The sequence below is a fragment of the Sorangium sp. So ce185 genome (assembly GCF_051526825.1).
Classification (GTDB): Bacteria; Myxococcota_A; Polyangia; order Polyangiales; family Polyangiaceae; genus Sorangium; species Sorangium cellulosum_D.
On sequence record NZ_CP150316.1, the window covers coordinates 10,050,437 to 10,066,592 of the forward strand.

The following is a 16,156-nucleotide window of genomic DNA, read 5'->3' on the forward strand; positions in this document are numbered from 1 at the left end:
AGGACGGGAGCGCCATGCGGCTTGAGCGGTATGCCGAGGTCCTGGCCCATGTGGTCTATTTCCGCGGCGCGGATCTCTACGAGGTGCTCGCGCGCCTCGGCGTCGCGCCGGCGGACTGGGAGCGGGCCGACGCCGAGCACACGGCCGAGCTCGCGCTCTCGGCGAAGCGCAACCAGGGGATCCAGGCGCTCCGCTTCAGCTCGGCCTTCGCGCGGACCCGGCGCAGCCTCGAGGCGAAGCGGCCGTCGCTCGAGTCGCTCGGCCCGCCGCAGCGGCCGGCGACAGGGAACGCCGCACCGGCGCATCTCGCGCCACAGCCAGCGCTGTCCGCGTCGCCTCAAGAGCCGGCGTTCGTCCTGCCGCGCTCGTCGCCGGAGCGCGCCGACGTCTCGCCCTGGGCCGCGCACGCGAGCGCCCGGCCCGAAACCATGCGCGCCGGCATCCCCGAGGGCACGGCGGACATCGCGCAGTTCGTTCCGCGGCCCACGTTGCCCTTCCAGGCCAGCCAGGCGCGGTCAGCAGGGCAGAGCGCGCCGGAGGGGGAGCGGCCCCCGCGGTTCGACCCGCAGACGGGCAGGCCCCTCGATGCCCCCCTGCGGGTCGACGCGCCGAAGACGCCGAGCGGCGAGGAAAGCTGACGCTGATTGCCGTGGTCTCGTGGCTCGATGGCGGGCGGGTCGCTGCCAACCTCGCCGCCGCTCACGTCTCCACGCCCTCGCCCGCCACGCTCCCCGCGCCCTCCGCCGCCTTCGCCGGACCGCCCGCGGCCCCGGCGAGCAGCACGATGGCGATCGCCCCGACCACGATGAGCGACAGCGCGAACGGCAGGCTCGTGGCCGCCGCGATGTGGCCGACCACCGGCGGCCCGCCGAGGAACGCCAGGTAGCCGAACGTCGCGACAGCGGCGATCGAGGTGCCCGTGGGCCCGGAGCGCGCGGCCGCGCTGAAGACCGTGGGGATGACGCACGACAGCCCGAGCCCCACGCACGCGAACCCGAACAGGCCGGCGATCGGACGGCCGATCACCAGCGCCGCGGCGAGCCCCACCGTCACGAGCACGGCCCCGCCGCGCACCACCGCGACCGGGCCCAGCCGGCTGCTCACCCCGTCGCCGAGGAAGCGGCCCGCCGCCATCGCCATCGAGAAGGCCGCGAACCCCGTCGCCGCGAAGGCCGCCGTCGTGCCGAGCGTCTCGCGGAGGTACACCGCGCTCCAGTCGGCCATCGCGCCCTCGCCGAACATGCACAGGAACGCGATCGCGCAGAGCGGCCACATCGCGCGGGGCGGCAGCGCGAACGGGTTCCTCGGCGGCTCCGGCGCGGGGACGCCGGGCCGCACCCAGGGCGAGAGCAGCCCGACGAGGAGCAGCGCCGCCACCGCGGCGAGGGAGAGGTGCGCGGCGGGCGCCACCCCCACGTGCGCCAGCGCCCCGCCGGCCGCCGCGCCCGCGAGCCCGCCGGCGCTGTACAGCGCGTGGAACGACGACATGATCGGCCGCCCCCACGCCTCCTCCACCTCGGCGGCGTTGGCGTTCATCGACACGTCCATCACGCCGTTCGACACGCCGAAGAACGTGAGCACGAGGAACAGCTCGACCGGCGTCCGCGCGAACCCCGGCCCGAACAGGCTGATCGCGAACGCCGCGCCGGCGGACACCGCCACGACCCGGCTCCCCAGGTGCGCGACGAGCCACCCGGCGAGCGGCATCCCCACGAACGCGCCGAGCGCCGGCGCGAGCAGCACGTTGCCGAGCGTCGCCTCGCTCAGCGCGAGCGCGCGCTTGAAATCGGGGATGCGCGTCACCCAGGTGCCCATGCAGAAGCCGTTGGCGAGGAAGATCAGGAGACAGGCGGCGCGCTGCGCCCGGAGCCGCGCGGCGGCGGTCCGCCCCCTCGCCCCCTCGACAACGTCGCGCGCCGCACCGGGAGCGCCCCCTGCCTCCTCCGGCCCTCGCGCGAGCTCACCCTCAATCTTCTGCATCGTCTGGCGCCTCTCGACGCCTACGTACCAGAGAGCGCGCCACCTCGCCGCCGCGCGCGCGTATCGCGCCACCCGCCCGCGATCCTCCCACCACGTGGGACGCGGAGCGCAGCGGGACGTCGCGCTCCGAGAGCGCTCGCCCTCGAAGCGCGATGACCCACGGCTCTCCATCGCGCGCGCGAGCCCGCGATCGCGCGCGCGAGCCCGCGACAAATCGCCCCATGTGGCCAGCTGCACCATCCATCGCCGGCCCCCCGGATCGTCGGGCGGACGCGTGGCGGCCGAGCCTGCCCGGAGGCTCGCGGCCCGTGCGAGATCGCCCTCGCGGCCTGGACGTTGCACTGCCCGACATCGGCAGAATCGCCGTGCCTGAGGGCAGCTTCCGGGTCTCACACGCCCCGCAGCTCCCGGGCGGCTCGGGGTGAGCCACGAGCGATCGTCCGCTGGTCGAGGCGCCTCGCCGTGATCCCAGGAGACCCCCGTCAGCTCGCGGCATTCGGCCCCAGGAGCGATCGATGTCACGCACGCATGACCTGCTCATCCTTATCGCGGCGATCGCCGCGGGTGTCGCGCAGACCGGCTGCCTCGCGGAGGCGCTCGAGGGCGAGCCCGCCGAGGCGCAGCTGGGGTCCACGGGAGAGGCGCTCACGTCGATGAACCGCCTCTCGATGAACCGCCTCTCGATGAATCGCCTCTCCATGAACGGCCTGTCCGCGGGCGGGCTGTCGCCGAGCGGCGCGGACCTCTCCTCCACGGAGCTCATCGAGACCCCCGAGGGCCGCGAGCTGCTCACCTACGTGATCCGGTGCGCCCTGCCCGAGGGCGAGAGCCTCAGCGGCGCGCACGGCGGCGTGACCTACACCTTCCCCGGCGGCGTCGGCGTCGCCCCGGACTGGCGCGACGAGCCGCTCGATCCCGCCGGCCAGCGCTGGGTGAGCGCGTGCCTGCTCGCCCACGTCAACGGCTACGGCGTCGAGGTGCCCATCTCGCTGCGCGGCGAGCACGCGGCGCTCGGGACGACCACGACCGAGCGGGCGCAGTTCAACGCGCAGGAGGCGGCGTTCTACGGCAACCTGTTCGGCAGCGGCCCGGATCACGGCATGTACGCGTGCGCGGGCGCCGCGGTGGAGGCGCAGTGCGGCGCGAGCTCGAGCGCCGAGGTGCCCTGGCGGTCCTGCGGCGCGAGCGAGGGCTGCGCGCTCTCCTTCGCCGGCCCCTGCCGCGACCTGGCGCAGCCCGAGCAGCAGACGTGCGAGAACACCTCGGCGGACTTCGTCGAGGACTGCTACACCGAGGCGAGCGGACCCGACGGCTGGCCGGGCGGCCTGGTCAAGTACCCCGAGGTCATCACGGTGTACCTCGAGCGGGACGACTTCAACGCGCTCTACCCCGCCTGCGCGCCGCTCCCGTGAGGGGCCGCGCGCCTATCCAAGCGCCGCCCCGTCCCGGATCCCGAGCGTCTCCTCGCGCGCCGACAGGCACGCCTCGCTCCCCACGACGAAGGCGCGGCAGTTGTCCGGCCTGATCTCGTAGATCGCGCAGCGCCTGTCCTCGCAGAGGTGCTGGCAGCGGCCGCTCGCGGCGAAGCGCAGCGTGATCTTCCCGTCCCGCGCCCGCCGCACGTAGGCGCGCCCCGTGAGGTCGCCCCGCCCGGCCCCCCGCCACCGCGAGAGGTCCACGTCGTCGAGCACCACGTTGGCGTCGTGGCAGCAGGCGCCGCACGCCAGGCAGTCGAGCGCCACCTCGCGGATCGCCCCGGCGTGCACGCTGTCGCGCTCGCACCAGTCGAGCACCGAGCCCTCGTACTGCCGCTTCACCCGCGCCGTCGCGAGCCCCTGGGCCGGGCCCTCGGCCACCCGCCGGAAGCGCTGCTGCTCGATCGACAGCAGCGACCACAGCCCGAGCTCCGTAAGCTTGCCCTGCGCGTCGACCGAGAGGAGGAGATCGATCCGCTCGTCCGGCAGCACGATGGCCGCGTGCCCGCCGGCCCTCACGTGCGCCGCAGCGCGAGCCAGGAAACGCGGGCGAAACCGCCGCCACACGGGGCGCGACACGACATAGGCCGACATGCGGGAGCATCTTCGCGCCCCCGCCCCGCGCTGCCAAGTCCCGCCCTTGCCGAGGCGGTCGCTCTGCTATGTTCACCGGGTGGGACAGGACGAAAAGGACACGAAGATCGTCATCGTGAAGACCGGTGAGCCCGTGCCCCCGGTCCTCGAGCGGCGCGGCGAGTTCGCCGTCCTCATCGAGCAGACGATCGGCGCCGCCTGGCGGGGCGGATACGCCGTCTTCGACGCCCGCACGGGCGAGCTCCCCGCGCCCGACGCCCCCGGGATCGCCGCCTTCGTCATCACCGGCTCCTCGGCCAACGTCCCCCACCGCGACCCCTGGATGCTCCGCTGCGAGGCGTGGCTGCGCGACGTCGTCCGCGCCGGCACCCCCACGTTCGGCATCTGCTTCGGCCACCAGATCCTCGCCCAGGCGCTCGGCGGCGAGGTCATCCGCAACCCGCGCGGCCGCGAGATCGGCCGGATCCGGGTCCAGCGCCGCGCCGACGACGTCCTCTTCGACGGCCTCCCGTCGAGCTTCGAGACCCACGCGACCCACGTCGACACGGTCGGCACGCTGCCCGAGGGCGCCCGGAGCCTCGCGTTCACCGAGCTCGACGACCACCAGGTCATCCGCTTCACGAGCACCTGCTACGGCGTGCAGTTCCACCCCGAGATGGATCACGACGTCATCGCCGGCTACATCGCCTTTCGCCGCGAGGTCCTGCAGGCCGAGGGCCTCGACGTCCCGGCGCTCCTCGACCGGATCTCCCCGGACCAGCTCGGCACCCGGACCCTGCACAATTTCATCGCGCACATCGTCATGCCGCGCCTCGGCCGTACGCCGTCCGCTGGACCTGCATAGTCACCGCCCTGACTGACGCGCCGGTCAGTTGCCTCGGCGGCGGGCGCGCGGCGCCGGCTTGCCGGGCTCGGCGCGCAGCGCCGGCTGGTCGGGCTCGGCGCGCAGCGCCGGCTGGCCGGGCGCCGGGTCCATCCGGAGGTAGCCGCGCCGCAGGAGATCGTAGAGCGCCGTGACGATCCGCTCGCGCGGCCGGGCCTGGTCCTCGAGGGCGTTCTCGAACAGCACCTCCTTCAGCGCGCCGATCGTGAACGTCGCGTAGAGCTCGGTGTCGCCCGGCTCGATGACGCCGAGCCGCTGCCCCTCGGCGAGGCTCTGCTCCAGGAGCAGCTTCACCTCCTGGCGGAAGGCGCGCAGCTCCTTCACGAACGCCGGATCGAGCCCCGCCGCGTGCGACAGGAGGATGCTCGTCAGCGCCGGATCGTCGAGCAAGACCGCCACGATCGCGCGGATGTTGTGCTTGACCTGCGCCTCCACGTCCGCCGACGGATCCACGCGCAGGATGGCGCCGCCGAGGCGCGAGAAGAGCCCGCGAACGAGCTCGCCGAACACCGAGCGCTTGTCGGGGAAGTACAGGTAAAACGTCCCCTTCGCGACCTTCGCGAGCGCGACGATGTCGTCGACCTTCGCCTCGTGATAGCCCTTCTCGGAAAACACGGTGCGCGCCGCCCGGAGGAGGGCTTGGCGGCGCTCGGACTTGTTCATGGGCCGGTCGCTTTACCACCACCGGCCCGTCACCTGGGGCGCGATGTCTCCGCCGCGGCGTCGCCCGGACGGGCCGCCCGAAGAGCGCCGGAAAGATCGGAGGACGGTGGACGCCACGCGGGCCGACGCGCCGACCGCACGGCGCCGCTGCGCGCCGAGCCCAGCGGCGGAACCGTGCGCCCCGGACGCAGATCCCCGGAAACCGGCGATCGCCGCCGGCCAAGACGCACCGAATCATTTTGATTTTCGGGTCATCCCGTTGTAGCCATCACGACTGACCAGCCAGTCAGTCGGGCGCTGGTGACCGGCGACGGCGGTGGGAGGAGCCCCGATGGGAAGGCAGATCCAGGATCCGGTCGTGGTCGGCATCGACGTCGGCTCGACGACCGTGAAGGCGGTCGTGCTCGATCCGCAGACGCTCGAGATTCTCTGGAGCGACTACCAGCGGCATCAGACGAAGCAGCCGGAGAAGGTGCTGGAGCTCATCGAGGCGATCGAGGCGGCGTTCCCCGCGTCGCCGCGCGAGAGCTGGCGGGTGTTCATGACGGGCTCCGGCGCGGCGCCCCTCTGCGCCGGCCTCGGCGCCAAGTTCGTCCAGGAGGTCAACGCGGTCACGCTCGCGGTCGAGAACCTGCACCCGGACGTGGGCAGCGTCATCGAGCTCGGCGGGCAGGACGCGAAGATCATCATCTTCCAGCGGGACGAGAAGACGGGCGACAAGACCGCCGCGCCGTCGATGAACGACAAGTGCGCCTCGGGCACGGGCGCCACCATCGACAAGTGCATGATCAAGGTGGGCCTGCCGTCGAGCGAGGTGGTCCAGATCCACTTCGACGACTCGAAGCTCCACCACGTCGCGGCGAAGTGCGGCGTCTTCGCCGAGACGGACATCGTGAACCTCGTGAAGAGCGGCATCCCCTCGACGGAGATCCTCTGCTCGCTCGCCGACGCGATCGTCCTCCAGAACCTGTCGGTGCTCACGCGCGGCTCGACCTTGAAGCACAAGGTCATCCTGCTCGGCGGCCCCAACACCTACCTCCCCTTCCTCCAGGAGTGCTGGCGCAAGCGGATCCCCGAGACCTGGGACGAGCGCGGCTACGACTGGCCGAAGGACCGGCCGATCGAGGAGACGATCTTCGTCCCGGAGAACTCGCAGTACTACGCGGCGTTCGGCGCCTGCGTGTACGGGCTCAAGGAGGCGCCGGAGGTCGGCCGCTACGCCGGCAAGACGGGGCTCATCGAGTACATGACGAACGGCCGCAAGGCCCGGCTCGGCGAGAGCGCGGGCCCGCCGCTCGTGAAGACGCGGGACGAGGTCGACGAGTTCCGCAAGCTCTACAGCATCCCGAGGTTCACGCCGATGAAGCTCGCGCCCGGCCAGGTGGTGCGCGGGGTCATCGGCCTCGACGGCGGCTCCACCTCGTCGAAGGCGGTGCTCATCGACGAGGACGGGGCCATCGTCTGCAAGGCTTACCAGCTCTCGAAGGGCAACCCGATCCAGGACGCGAAGGAGCTGCTCGCCCAGCTCCGGCAGTACGTGGCCGACCAGGGCGCGCAGCTCGAGGTGCTCGGGTTCGGCGGCACCGGGTACGCGGCCGACGTGCTCCAGGAGTGCATGCGGGCCGACGTCAACATCGTCGAGACCGTCGCCCACATGATGAGCGCCGTGAAGTTCTTCGGCGACGTCGACGTCATCTGCGATATCGGCGGACAGGACATCAAGGTCCTGTTCATGAAGAACGGCGACATCGCGAACTTCCGCCTCTCCAACTCGTGCTCTGCCGGCAACGGCATGCTGCTCCAGGCGATGGCCGACCAGTTCGGCCTGAAGGTGACCGAGTACGCCGACACGGCGTTCGGCGCCGAGCTCGCGCCGAAGTTCAGCTACGGCTGCGCCGTCTTCCTCGACACCGACCGGGTGAACTTCCAGAAGGAGGGCTTCTCGAAGGAGGAGCTGCTCGCCGGCCTCGCGCAGGTGCTGCCGAAGAACGTGTGGCAGTACGTCGTGCAGATCCCGCGGCTCGCGGCGCTCGGCACGCGCTACGTGCTCCAGGGCGGCACGCAGTACAACCTCGCGGCGGTCAAGGCGCAGGTCGACTACATCAAGGAGCGCGTCCCCGGCGCGGAGGTGTTCGTCCACCCGCACACCGGCGAGGCCGGCGCGCTCGGCGCCGCGTTCGAGACGCTCCGGGTCGTGAAGCGCAGGGGCCGCTCGACGTTCATCGGGATCGACGCGGCGATCGCCCTCGAATACACGACGAAGAACGACGAGGAGACCGTCTGCCACTTCTGCCCGAACGAGTGCAAGCGGACGTTCATCGACGCAAAGCGGCCCGACGGGACGACGAGCCGCTACATCTCGGGCTTCTCGTGCGAGAAGGGCACGGTCGAGAGCGAGCAGGCGATGCTCGCGCTCGTCGCCGAGCGGAAGAAGATCGCGAAGCAGTTCCCGAACCTCGTCGACTACGAGTCGAAGCTCGCCTTCCGGCACTTCTACGACACGGCCCCGCTGCCGGAGGACGGCGCGCCGGTGAAGGACGTGGTCGTCAAGAAGGGCTTCCTCGGCATCCGCCGGGTGGAGACGACGCGCCCGTTCCGGCGGAGCGGGCCCGAGGTGCGCGAGCGCCTGCGCCGCGTCCGCATCGGCATCCCGCGCGTCCTCAACATCTACTCGACGGGCCCGTACTACCGGGCTTACTTCGAGGCGCTCGGCGTCCCGAAGCAGAACGTCGTCTTCAGCGACGCGACCAGCGAGGAGATGTGGGTCGAGGGCGGCAAGTACGGCTCCATCGATCCGTGCTTCCCCTCCAAGGTGGCGCAGGCCCACATCCACAACCTCCTCTTCCACCACCACTCGGACGAGAAGAAGCTCAATTACATCTTCTTCCCGATCCTCACCCACGTGCCGAGCTTCGGCGAGGGGGTGATGGACAAGACGAGCTGCCCCATCGTCGCGGGCGTGCCGGACGTCATGAAGGCGGCGTTCACGAAGGAGATCGACTTCTTCAAGACGCGCGGCATCGAGTACCTCGATCCGCCGCTCACGTTCTCCGAGATGACGCTGACCGCGCGCCGGATGTTCGAGACGTGGGGCCCGCGGCTCGGCGTCACCGAGGACGAGAGCGACCACGCGCACCGCGAGGGGATGCGGGCGCTCTCGCAGTTCGAGCGCGACCTCCAGGACAAGGGGCGGGCGATCCTCGAGACGGTCGAGGCCGAGAACCGCGTCGCCATCCTGATGGTCGGGCGGCCGTACCACTCCGATCCGGGCCTGAACCACGGCATCCCGGAGGAGTTCCAGGTGCTCGGCTATCCGATCCTCTCGGTGCGGTCGATCCCGCGCGACATGGAGTACCTCGCGCGGTATTTCAAGGACGAGATCGCGAACGGCCAGCACCCGCTCGACATCAACGACGTCTGGCCCGAGAACTACTCGGCGAACAGCGCGCAGAAGGTGTGGGCGGTCAAGTTCGCCGCCCGCCACCCGAACGTCGTGCTGCTCGACCTCTCGAGCTTCAAGTGCGGCCACGACGCGCCGACCTACGGCATCATCGACAGCATCGTGAGCTCGAGCGCCACCCCGTACGCCGCGCTGCACGACATCGACGCCAACAAGCCGGGCGGCTCGATCAAGATCCGCGTGAAGACGTACGCGCACAGCCTCAAGCTGCACGAGGAGGCGCTCGAGGACGCGGCGAAGAAGAAGGCGGAGCTCGTCCACCGCATCGACGAGAAGCGGCTCGAGCTGCTCGAGCTGAAGCGGGAGCAGCAGGCGGCGCGCAAGATCACCGACCCCGCGCTCGAGCGGGAGATCGCGGCGCTCGCCGAGAAGGTGCGGAGCTACGTCGCGCCGGCGTCTCCGCCCGAGGCGCCGAAGACGGGCCTCGTCCAGCTCAAGAAGAAGCAGTCCGACGGGACCGTCGTCCCCTTGGAAGCCTGAAGACACGGCCAATGTCGAGGGGGGGACGGCGCGCCCGGCCCCCTTCCAGCATCCGAGCGAAGGGAAGCCACGCCATGGAACAGACGATCACGCAGAAGACGCGCCTTCCTCTGGTCGGCGACAAGAAATCGATCAAGGCGGACATCGACATCGAGGCGGAGCTCAGGGCGTTCGAGGAGGCCGAGCGGGAGCGGCTCGGCATCAAGGCCGAGCGTCGGCAGTGGGTCGACAACATGCTCAAGCCGAAGATGACGAAGAAGGAGCGCGACAACGTGACGCTCCTCATCAGCGGCCTCACCGCGGCGCAGGACTTCCTGTGCGAGGGCGCGCTGAAGGGCCTCGGCTACAACGTCCATTATTTCGGGATGAGCGACAACGCCGGCCTCCAGACGGGCAAGGAGTTCGGCAACCGCGGGCAGTGCAACCCGACGTACTTCACGGTCGGCGGCCTGGTGAAGCACCTCATCGACCTGCGCGACAAGCAGGGGATGAAGACCGAGGACATCATCAAGAACTACGTGTTCCTGACCGCGGGCGCCTGCGGGCCGTGTCGGTTCGGCATGTACGTGACCGAGTACCGGAAGGCGCTGCGCGACGCCGGCTTCGACGGCTTCCGGGTGATGCTCTTCCAGCAGACGGGCGGCCTCTCGCAGGCGACGGGCGACGACGTCGGCCTCGAGATGAACCCCGCCTTCTTCATCGCGATCATCAAGGCGATCGTCTGCGGCGACACGCTGAACGCGCTCGGCTACCGCGTCCGGCCTTACGAGGTCGAGCCCGGCGCGACGAACCGCGCGATGGAGAGCGCGAAGCGCATCCTCTACAAGGCGCTTTACGAGCAGACGAACGTCTTCCGCGCGCTCTACGAGGCGCGCAAGGAGTTCGAGGCCGTTCGGGTGGACAAGCTCCGGCCCAAGGCGAAGACGTCGATCATCGGCGAGTTCTGGGCGATGACGACGGAGGGCGACGGCAACTACGCCCTTCAGAAGTTCCTCGAGAGCGAGGGCGGCGAGAACGACATCCAGCTCACGACCGCGTGGCTGCTCTACAACATCTGGGAGTGCGCCCGCGACACCCGCGAGCGGCGCGACCTGCGCGGCGCGGACGAGGGCAACTACGGCCTGGCCGGCCTCGACGAGTTCGGCGTGGCGAAGCGGCTCGCGACGATGCGCCTCGCCGAGTCGGCGCTGCGCGTCGGCTTCCAGGCGTTCGCGCTGCCGCTCGGCCTGTTCGACTACCACCTCCCGGACATGGATCTCGTCGCGGACGTGGCGAAGGACTACTACTCGAACGACCTCCGCGGCGGCGAGGGGCACATGGAGGTCGGCAAGCTCATCGTGAACGCGGTGAAGTCGAAGGCGCACCTCACGGTGAGCGTGAAGCCGTTCGGCTGCATGCCCTCCTCGGGCGTCTCCGACGGCGTGCAGTCGTTGATCACGGCGCGTTACCCCGGGACGATCTTCTGCGCGGTCGAGACGAGCGGCGACGGCGCGACGAACTTCTACTCGCGCATCCAGATGTACATGTTCAAGGCGCGCATCCTGGCCGAGCAGGAGCTCGCCCGCGCCTACGAGGAGGCGGGCGTCACGGAGGCCGAGGTGCGCGCGTTCCTCGAGCGGCACCCGAAGTACGCGAGCCCGCTGCACCACGCGCCGCACCGGGTCGCCGGGTCGGCCGCGAACCTGGTCTACGAGGTGGCGCCGCTCATCAAGCAGTCGACCGCCGAGCGCGCCGCGGTGAAGGTCCGGGCGGCGGCGGAGGCGGTCCGCGAGGCGGTGAAGGCGGCGCCGGCCAAGGCGGTGGCCGCAAAGGCGTTCCTGACCGACCCGGAGACGCTCTCCCGGGCGCGCGAGGACGTCGCGCTCGTCCGCGACATCATCGCCGGCAAGGCGGCCGAGCGGTTCAGCCCGCTCGTGAAGCGCCTGGCCGGCAAGGCGTACTTCGAGAACAACCCCGAGGTGCGCCACACGACCTACAGCGAGGAAGCCATCGCGGCGGAGTGAGGCGGACGCCGCCGGGCCCGTCCCGGCGGCCCACCGCTCGGATGTGGCTCCCGGACGGCGAGTTGGGCTGGGAGACGCACAGAGAGAGAAGATAAAACGCAAAGGCGCAAAGGCGCAAAGGCGCAAAAAAAGAGAGGAGTTCAGGAGGGATTCTTTCTCCTACTTCTCTTCTCTTTTTTTGCGCCTTTGCGGCTTTGCGTTAATTCTGTGTTCTTCTCACGGTAGGATCAGCCCACCTCGGGCAAGAACCACCGGAGGGCGTCGCGCGCGATCTCCGTGGGAACCACGTGCGGGCCCTCGAACTCCTCGTAGCGCAGGTCGTATCCGGCGACCCGGATCAGCGGCGCGAGGCGGCGGCTGCAGGGGTCGATCCGCAGCACTTGGTCCTGCGTGCCGTGCGAGATGAAGATGCGCGGCCGGCCGCGCTGCTCGGCGGGGGCCATGAAGCCCGGCGAGAACGCGATCACATGCGTGAACAGGTCGCCGTTGGTCAGCCCGAGCGACAGCGCGTACGACGCGCCGTCCGAGAAGCCGCCGATCGCGATCCGCGCCGGATCGACCGCGGCGCTGCGGAACAGCTGGTCGAGCGCGCCGTCCAGAAAGGCGACGTCGGGCCCGTACGCGTCGTCCGAGATGATGTCCCAGCTCGAATGGCGGGAGTCGGGCGCGAGCAGCAGGAGCCCCGCCGCGTCCGCCAGCTCTCGCAGCAGCGCGATGCCGTGGTGCGCGCTGCCCCCCGCCCCGTGCAGCAGGACCACGAGCGGCGCCGGGCGGTCCGGCCGGTAGCCCGCCGGGACGTAGAGCAGCCCGTCGCGCCGCGGCGACAGCCCGAGCGGCCTCAGCCCGGTCGAGAGCTCGCCCCCGGGCTTGGCGTTCGGCCGCGCCCGGAGGCGCGAGGGGTCGTTCGTGGTGACGCCGGCGCTCCTTGCCTGCATTGCCTGATCCTCCTCCGGAGGCATGGACGGGCGCGTGGTCGCCTGACCTCGCCCGCATCCCAGCAGCCCGCCCAGGGCCCCAGCACTCCCCATGCCGAGCAGGCGCCGCCGCGCGAGCTCGCGTCGCGGCCCTGCTGGACCGCGGCCGCCGTCAGCTCGCCGCCTTGTGCTCGTAGTACTCATTGATATGCTGATAGACCTCCTCGGGGAACTCGAGGTCCTTGTAGACATTGCCCTCGTCGGGATCGTCGGCGTTCGGGATGATGGGGAACTCCTGCTGCCGCTGCCACTCCAGGATCCGCTCGCGCCGCGGCGGGCTGTAGCCGCGCCGCTCGACCTGCATCGCGAGCGAGCGGGCCTCCTCGGCGCCGCCCTCCGGGTCGCGGCTGAGCCAGTCGACGAGCTCGTCGCGATCGAGGAAGTGGTTGGCGATCATCGCGAATACCAGGCGACCGTAGCGCCCGATCGACTCGCCGCGCTCGAGCGCGCCGAGCAGGTGAGCCATCATGTGATTCTTGCGCAGGGCCTCGACAGCCATGGATCCTCCTCTGAACATGAGATCACCCGGCCCGATGCATCGGCCGTACCAGAGGCCGCCGACGCGGCCTCCGGGCCAGGCGGGGCGCGGCGGCACAGGGCTCGTGGCAAAACGCATCACGGCGGAGGGCGGCTGTCACAGCGGGCCCAGGCGCGGGCGAGGCGCCGGCCGCGAGGGCGCGGCGGCGGCGGGCGCGCGGCGGGCGTACGGGGCGACGGGCGGCCCGGCTGCGGCGTTTCCGCTGCCGGCCGCGGCATTTCCGGCGCGAGGAGCGCGGGCCCACGCGGGTCGCGACGCGGCCGCGAAGTTCTGCTAGACATCGGCCGCCATGACCGAACTGCGCTCGTTGTCCCCCGATGCTCTTGCCTCGCTCACCCGGGAGCTCGAGGCACGTTATGCTGCCTTTGAAGCCCGCGGCCTCAAGCTCGACATGACGCGGGGCAAGCCGTCGTCCGAGCAGCTCGACCTCGCGAACGGCCTGCTCGCCCTGCCCACCGCGAACGACCTCGTCGCCTCGGACGGGTCGGATACCCGCAACTACGGGGGCCTCGACGGCCTCCCCGAGATGAAGGCCATCTTCGCCGAGCTGCTCGAGGTGCCCCCGGCGCAGGTCATCGTCGGCGGCACCAGCAGCCTGACCATGATGCACGACGCGGTGGTCCGCGCGCTCGTCCACGGCGTGCCCGACGGCAACGGCGCCTGGGCGAAGCAGCCCAAGGTCAAGTTCCTCTGCCCGAGCCCCGGCTACGATCGCCACTTCGCGATCTGCGAGCACCACGGCATCGAGATGATCGCGGTCGATCTGAACGACGCCGGCCCGGACATGGATCAGGTCGAGCGGCTGGTCGCCCAGGACGCGGCCATCAAGGGGATGTGGTGCGTCCCCAAGTACAGCAACCCGACCGGCACCACGTACGCGCCCGAGGTCGTCCGCCGGCTCGCCAGCATGAAGGCGGCGGCCCCGGATTTCCGCCTGTTCTGGGACAACGCCTACGCGGTCCACGACCTGTATGCCGAGGGCGATCGGCTCGCGGACATCGTGTCGGCGTGTCAGTCGGCGGGCAACCCCAACCGGCCGATCGTCTTCGCCTCGACGTCGAAGATCTCGTTCGCGGGCAGCGGCGTCGCGGCCATGGCGTCGAGCCCCGCGAACGTGGCGGACGCGAAGAAGCACCTCGGCATCCAGACCATCGGCCCGGACAAGGTGAACCAGCTGCGCCACGTGCGCTTCTTCAAGGATTACAAGGGCTTGCTGGGCCACATGCAGAAGCACGCCGAGCTCCTGCGGCCCAAGTTCGAGGCGGTGACGAGCATCTTCGAGCGCGAGCTCGGGGGCAAGGGCATCGCCAGCTGGACCTCGCCGCGCGGCGGTTACTTCATCAGCCTCGACACTCTCGACGGCTGTGCGAAGGAGGTCGTGCGCCTGGCCGACAAGGCGGGCGTGAAGCTCACCGGCGCCGGGGCGACGTACCCGTACGGCCGCGATCCTCGCGACCGGAACATCCGGATCGCCCCGTCGATGCCGCCGCTCGAGCAGATTCGCGTCGCCATGGATGTCGTCGCGGTGTGCGTCCAGCTCGCGAGCGCGCGCAAGCTCGCGGGCTGAGCGGTCGTCTCCCTCCTCATCGCCGCTCGCCCGCATTGCGAGCGGCGGACCGCCGTGCAAGGCTCGGCGCTTCCCTCCTGGAGCGCCCCATGCAGCCACTCACCCCCGAAGGTCAGCGGAGAGTTTCCGACCTGTCACAGCGCTATTTCGTCAGCACCGACGCGGTGATGACGCTCTTGCAGGCGCTCGTGAACGGGAACGGGACGATGGCGCAGTTCTATCACCCCGAGCTGGGCGGCGCTGGGCAGTGGATGCAGGGCGGCATGACCATGATCGGGGACATGTTCAACAGCGCGCTGAAGTCCAAGGTGGAGGGCCTGTGCGCCGAGCTGTCGAATCTGCTGGCCAGCCAGCCGTTCGCTCCGGCGCCGGCGAGCTATCCTGCGCAGGGCGGGCAGCAGCAGCAGCAAGGCGGCAGCGGAGTCCTGGGGGGCTCGCCGGTCAGCCTGTTCGTGCCGGCGTCCGGGGGCGGCGCTGGGAGCTGGTGGCCCGGGGAGCTCGGTGCGCCGAGCTCCAGCGGGTCGCAGAACAACATCCGCTATGCGGTCTTCCCCGGCGCGCGGCGGCTGGCCGTCGACGTCGACGGGCGCGTCAGCGTCTATGACACGCTCGATCACCAGATCGGCGGTGTGTCGCAGCAGCAGGGGTCGGGGTCGTCGGTCACGTTCTCGAGCCAGTACGGCGTCGTGGGCGTGCAGAGCTTGCCGCTCGTCTCCGGCGATGCGGCCGCGCAGCAGGCGCCGGGGGCCGCGCCTCCGCCGGTGCCGGCGCAGGCCGCCGTGCCCCGCGCTTCCTCGGGTCCGGAGGCGGATATCTTTTCTGCCATCGAGCGGCTCGCGGACCTGCGGCAGAAGGGGATCATCACCGAGCAGGAGTTTGCTGCGAAGAAGGCGGATCTGCTGAGCAGGCTCTGATCGCGAAATCGCGCGGACGTGAGCGTCGGCCGGATCGACGCGGGTAAAGAGATTTCAACGCAAAGGCGCAAAGGCGCAAAGGCGCAAAGGCGCAAGGAGGGAGGAAGATGCCTTCTTCCTCCCTCCTTGCGCCTTTGTGTTTGTTCTCTCTTCACATCAAGCCACGATCCCCGTAGCTCGGGAGGACGAGCCCCCTGAAGCCATCACCTCTCAGGGCCCATGGCACACGGCCTCGATGTTGTGCCCATCCGGATCGAGCACGAACGCCCCGTAATACCCCGGGTGGTACTGCGGCCGGAGCCCCGGCGGGCCGTTGTCGGCGCCTCCGGCCGCCAGCGCGGCCTTGTAAAAAGCATCGACATCGGCGCGCGTCTTCGCGACGAAGGCCACATGCATGCGGCCCTGCAGCACGCCGCCCGTGCCGATCCAGAACTGCGGGTTGCCATCGGCCCCCAGACCGGCGTGCTTATCCGCGCCCCCGGTCATCTCGGGCGTGACCTCCATCACGAGCCCGTAACCAAGGGGCGCCAGGGCCGCCAGATAGAAGGCCTTGCTCCGTTCATAGTCCGAAACCGGAAAACCGATGTGGTCGAGCATGCGCGCCATCATCGCCCAGACCGGCGCG

Annotated in this window: 13 protein-coding genes; 7 read left to right on the plus strand and 6 right to left on the minus strand. The window is 70.5% G+C overall.

All coding sequences use genetic code 11. The annotated features are described in order from the left end of the window. The first annotated feature begins 14 nt into the window (after positions 1–14). On the plus strand, positions 15–638 hold the full coding sequence (locus WMF26_RS36915) for a hypothetical protein (RefSeq protein ID WP_437996543.1): 624 nt from the start codon (positions 15–17) through the stop codon (positions 636–638). Positions 639–699: 61 nt separating this feature from the next. Here the strand turns inward: WMF26_RS36915 and WMF26_RS36920 are convergent, their stop codons facing one another. Continuing rightward, positions 700–1,980 (minus strand): MFS transporter, encoded by a 1,281-nt coding sequence (locus WMF26_RS36920; protein ID WP_437996544.1) that lies wholly within the window; start codon positions 1,978–1,980, stop codon positions 700–702. A gap of 515 nt (positions 1,981–2,495) precedes the next feature. On the opposite strand from WMF26_RS36920, the gene WMF26_RS36925 reads away from it, so the two are divergent. Beyond that, positions 2,496–3,392 (plus strand): hypothetical protein, encoded by an 897-nt coding sequence (locus WMF26_RS36925; RefSeq protein WP_437996545.1) that lies wholly within the window; start codon positions 2,496–2,498, stop codon positions 3,390–3,392. 12 nt (positions 3,393–3,404) lie between these two features. On the opposite strand, the gene WMF26_RS36930 is transcribed toward WMF26_RS36925, so the two are convergent. Next, complete coding sequence (locus WMF26_RS36930) at positions 3,405–4,049, minus strand: YkgJ family cysteine cluster protein (protein WP_437950821.1); 645 nt, start codon at positions 4,047–4,049, stop codon at positions 3,405–3,407. A gap of 79 nt (positions 4,050–4,128) precedes the next feature. Between WMF26_RS36930 and WMF26_RS36935 the strand changes: the two genes are divergently transcribed. Next, positions 4,129–4,893, plus strand: coding sequence for a glutamine amidotransferase (locus WMF26_RS36935; protein WP_437996546.1), 765 nt, complete (start codon positions 4,129–4,131; stop codon positions 4,891–4,893). A 24-nt stretch (positions 4,894–4,917) separates the two neighbouring features. On the opposite strand, the gene WMF26_RS36940 is transcribed toward WMF26_RS36935, so the two are convergent. Further along, a complete protein-coding gene (locus WMF26_RS36940; RefSeq protein WP_437996547.1) occupies positions 4,918–5,595 on the minus strand; it encodes a TetR/AcrR family transcriptional regulator in 678 nt (225 codons plus the stop codon). A gap of 331 nt (positions 5,596–5,926) precedes the next feature. Here WMF26_RS36940 and WMF26_RS36945 point away from each other — a divergent pair, with 331 nt between their 5' ends. After that, positions 5,927–9,535: a BadF/BadG/BcrA/BcrD ATPase family protein gene (locus tag WMF26_RS36945; RefSeq protein WP_437996548.1), complete on the plus strand. Its 3,609-nt coding sequence runs from the start codon at positions 5,927–5,929 to the stop codon at positions 9,533–9,535. A gap of 74 nt (positions 9,536–9,609) precedes the next feature. Further along, positions 9,610–11,538 carry a 2-hydroxyglutaryl-CoA dehydratase gene (locus WMF26_RS36950; protein WP_437996549.1) on the plus strand — a complete coding sequence of 643 codons (1,929 nt, stop codon included), beginning with the start codon at positions 9,610–9,612 and terminating at the stop codon, positions 11,536–11,538. A 227-nt stretch (positions 11,539–11,765) separates the two neighbouring features. On the opposite strand, the gene WMF26_RS36955 is transcribed toward WMF26_RS36950, so the two are convergent. Beyond that, positions 11,766–12,473, minus strand: coding sequence for an alpha/beta hydrolase (locus tag WMF26_RS36955; RefSeq protein WP_437996550.1), 708 nt, complete (start codon positions 12,471–12,473; stop codon positions 11,766–11,768). A 151-nt stretch (positions 12,474–12,624) separates the two neighbouring features. Further along, a complete protein-coding gene (locus WMF26_RS36960; RefSeq protein ID WP_061624181.1) occupies positions 12,625–13,011 on the minus strand; it encodes a hypothetical protein in 387 nt (128 codons plus the stop codon). Between the two features lie 328 nt (positions 13,012–13,339). On the opposite strand from WMF26_RS36960, the gene WMF26_RS36965 reads away from it, so the two are divergent. Both WMF26_RS36965 and WMF26_RS36970 read left to right on the plus strand, forming a co-directional pair. Next, complete coding sequence (locus WMF26_RS36965; protein ID WP_061624801.1) at positions 13,340–14,617, plus strand: aminotransferase class I/II-fold pyridoxal phosphate-dependent enzyme; 1,278 nt, start codon at positions 13,340–13,342, stop codon at positions 14,615–14,617. Between the two features lie 89 nt (positions 14,618–14,706). After that, entirely contained in the window at positions 14,707–15,531 is an 825-nt protein-coding gene (locus WMF26_RS36970; RefSeq protein ID WP_437996551.1) for an SHOCT domain-containing protein, read from the plus strand. A 210-nt stretch (positions 15,532–15,741) separates the two neighbouring features. On the opposite strand, the gene WMF26_RS36975 is transcribed toward WMF26_RS36970, so the two are convergent. Then, positions 15,742–16,128, minus strand: coding sequence for a VOC family protein (locus WMF26_RS36975; protein WP_437996552.1), 387 nt, complete (start codon positions 16,126–16,128; stop codon positions 15,742–15,744). Positions 16,129–16,156 lie beyond the last annotated feature (28 nt).

What these genes read in the sequence shown, in the direction of transcription:
- WMF26_RS36915 (WP_437996543.1), top strand. Translation starts at nt 15, where the DNA reads ATGCGGCTTGAGCGGTATGCCGAGGTCCTGGCCCATGTGGTCTATTTC.
- WMF26_RS36920 (WP_437996544.1), bottom strand. Translation starts at nt 1,980, where the DNA reads ATGCAGAAGATTGAGGGTGAGCTCGCGCGAGGGCCGGAGGAGGCAGGG.
- WMF26_RS36925 (WP_437996545.1), top strand. Translation starts at nt 2,496, where the DNA reads ATGTCACGCACGCATGACCTGCTCATCCTTATCGCGGCGATCGCCGCG.
- WMF26_RS36930 (WP_437950821.1), bottom strand. Translation starts at nt 4,049, where the DNA reads ATGTCGGCCTATGTCGTGTCGCGCCCCGTGTGGCGGCGGTTTCGCCCG.
- WMF26_RS36940 (WP_437996547.1), bottom strand. Translation starts at nt 5,595, where the DNA reads ATGAACAAGTCCGAGCGCCGCCAAGCCCTCCTCCGGGCGGCGCGCACC.
- WMF26_RS36945 (WP_437996548.1), top strand. Translation starts at nt 5,927, where the DNA reads ATGGGAAGGCAGATCCAGGATCCGGTCGTGGTCGGCATCGACGTCGGC.
- WMF26_RS36950 (WP_437996549.1), top strand. Translation starts at nt 9,610, where the DNA reads ATGGAACAGACGATCACGCAGAAGACGCGCCTTCCTCTGGTCGGCGAC.
- WMF26_RS36955 (WP_437996550.1), bottom strand. Translation starts at nt 12,473, where the DNA reads ATGCAGGCAAGGAGCGCCGGCGTCACCACGAACGACCCCTCGCGCCTC.
- WMF26_RS36960 (WP_061624181.1), bottom strand. Translation starts at nt 13,011, where the DNA reads ATGGCTGTCGAGGCCCTGCGCAAGAATCACATGATGGCTCACCTGCTC.
- WMF26_RS36965 (WP_061624801.1), top strand. Translation starts at nt 13,340, where the DNA reads ATGACCGAACTGCGCTCGTTGTCCCCCGATGCTCTTGCCTCGCTCACC.
- WMF26_RS36970 (WP_437996551.1), top strand. Translation starts at nt 14,707, where the DNA reads ATGCAGCCACTCACCCCCGAAGGTCAGCGGAGAGTTTCCGACCTGTCA.
- WMF26_RS36975 (WP_437996552.1), bottom strand. Translation starts at nt 16,128, where the DNA reads ATGCTCGACCACATCGGTTTTCCGGTTTCGGACTATGAACGGAGCAAG.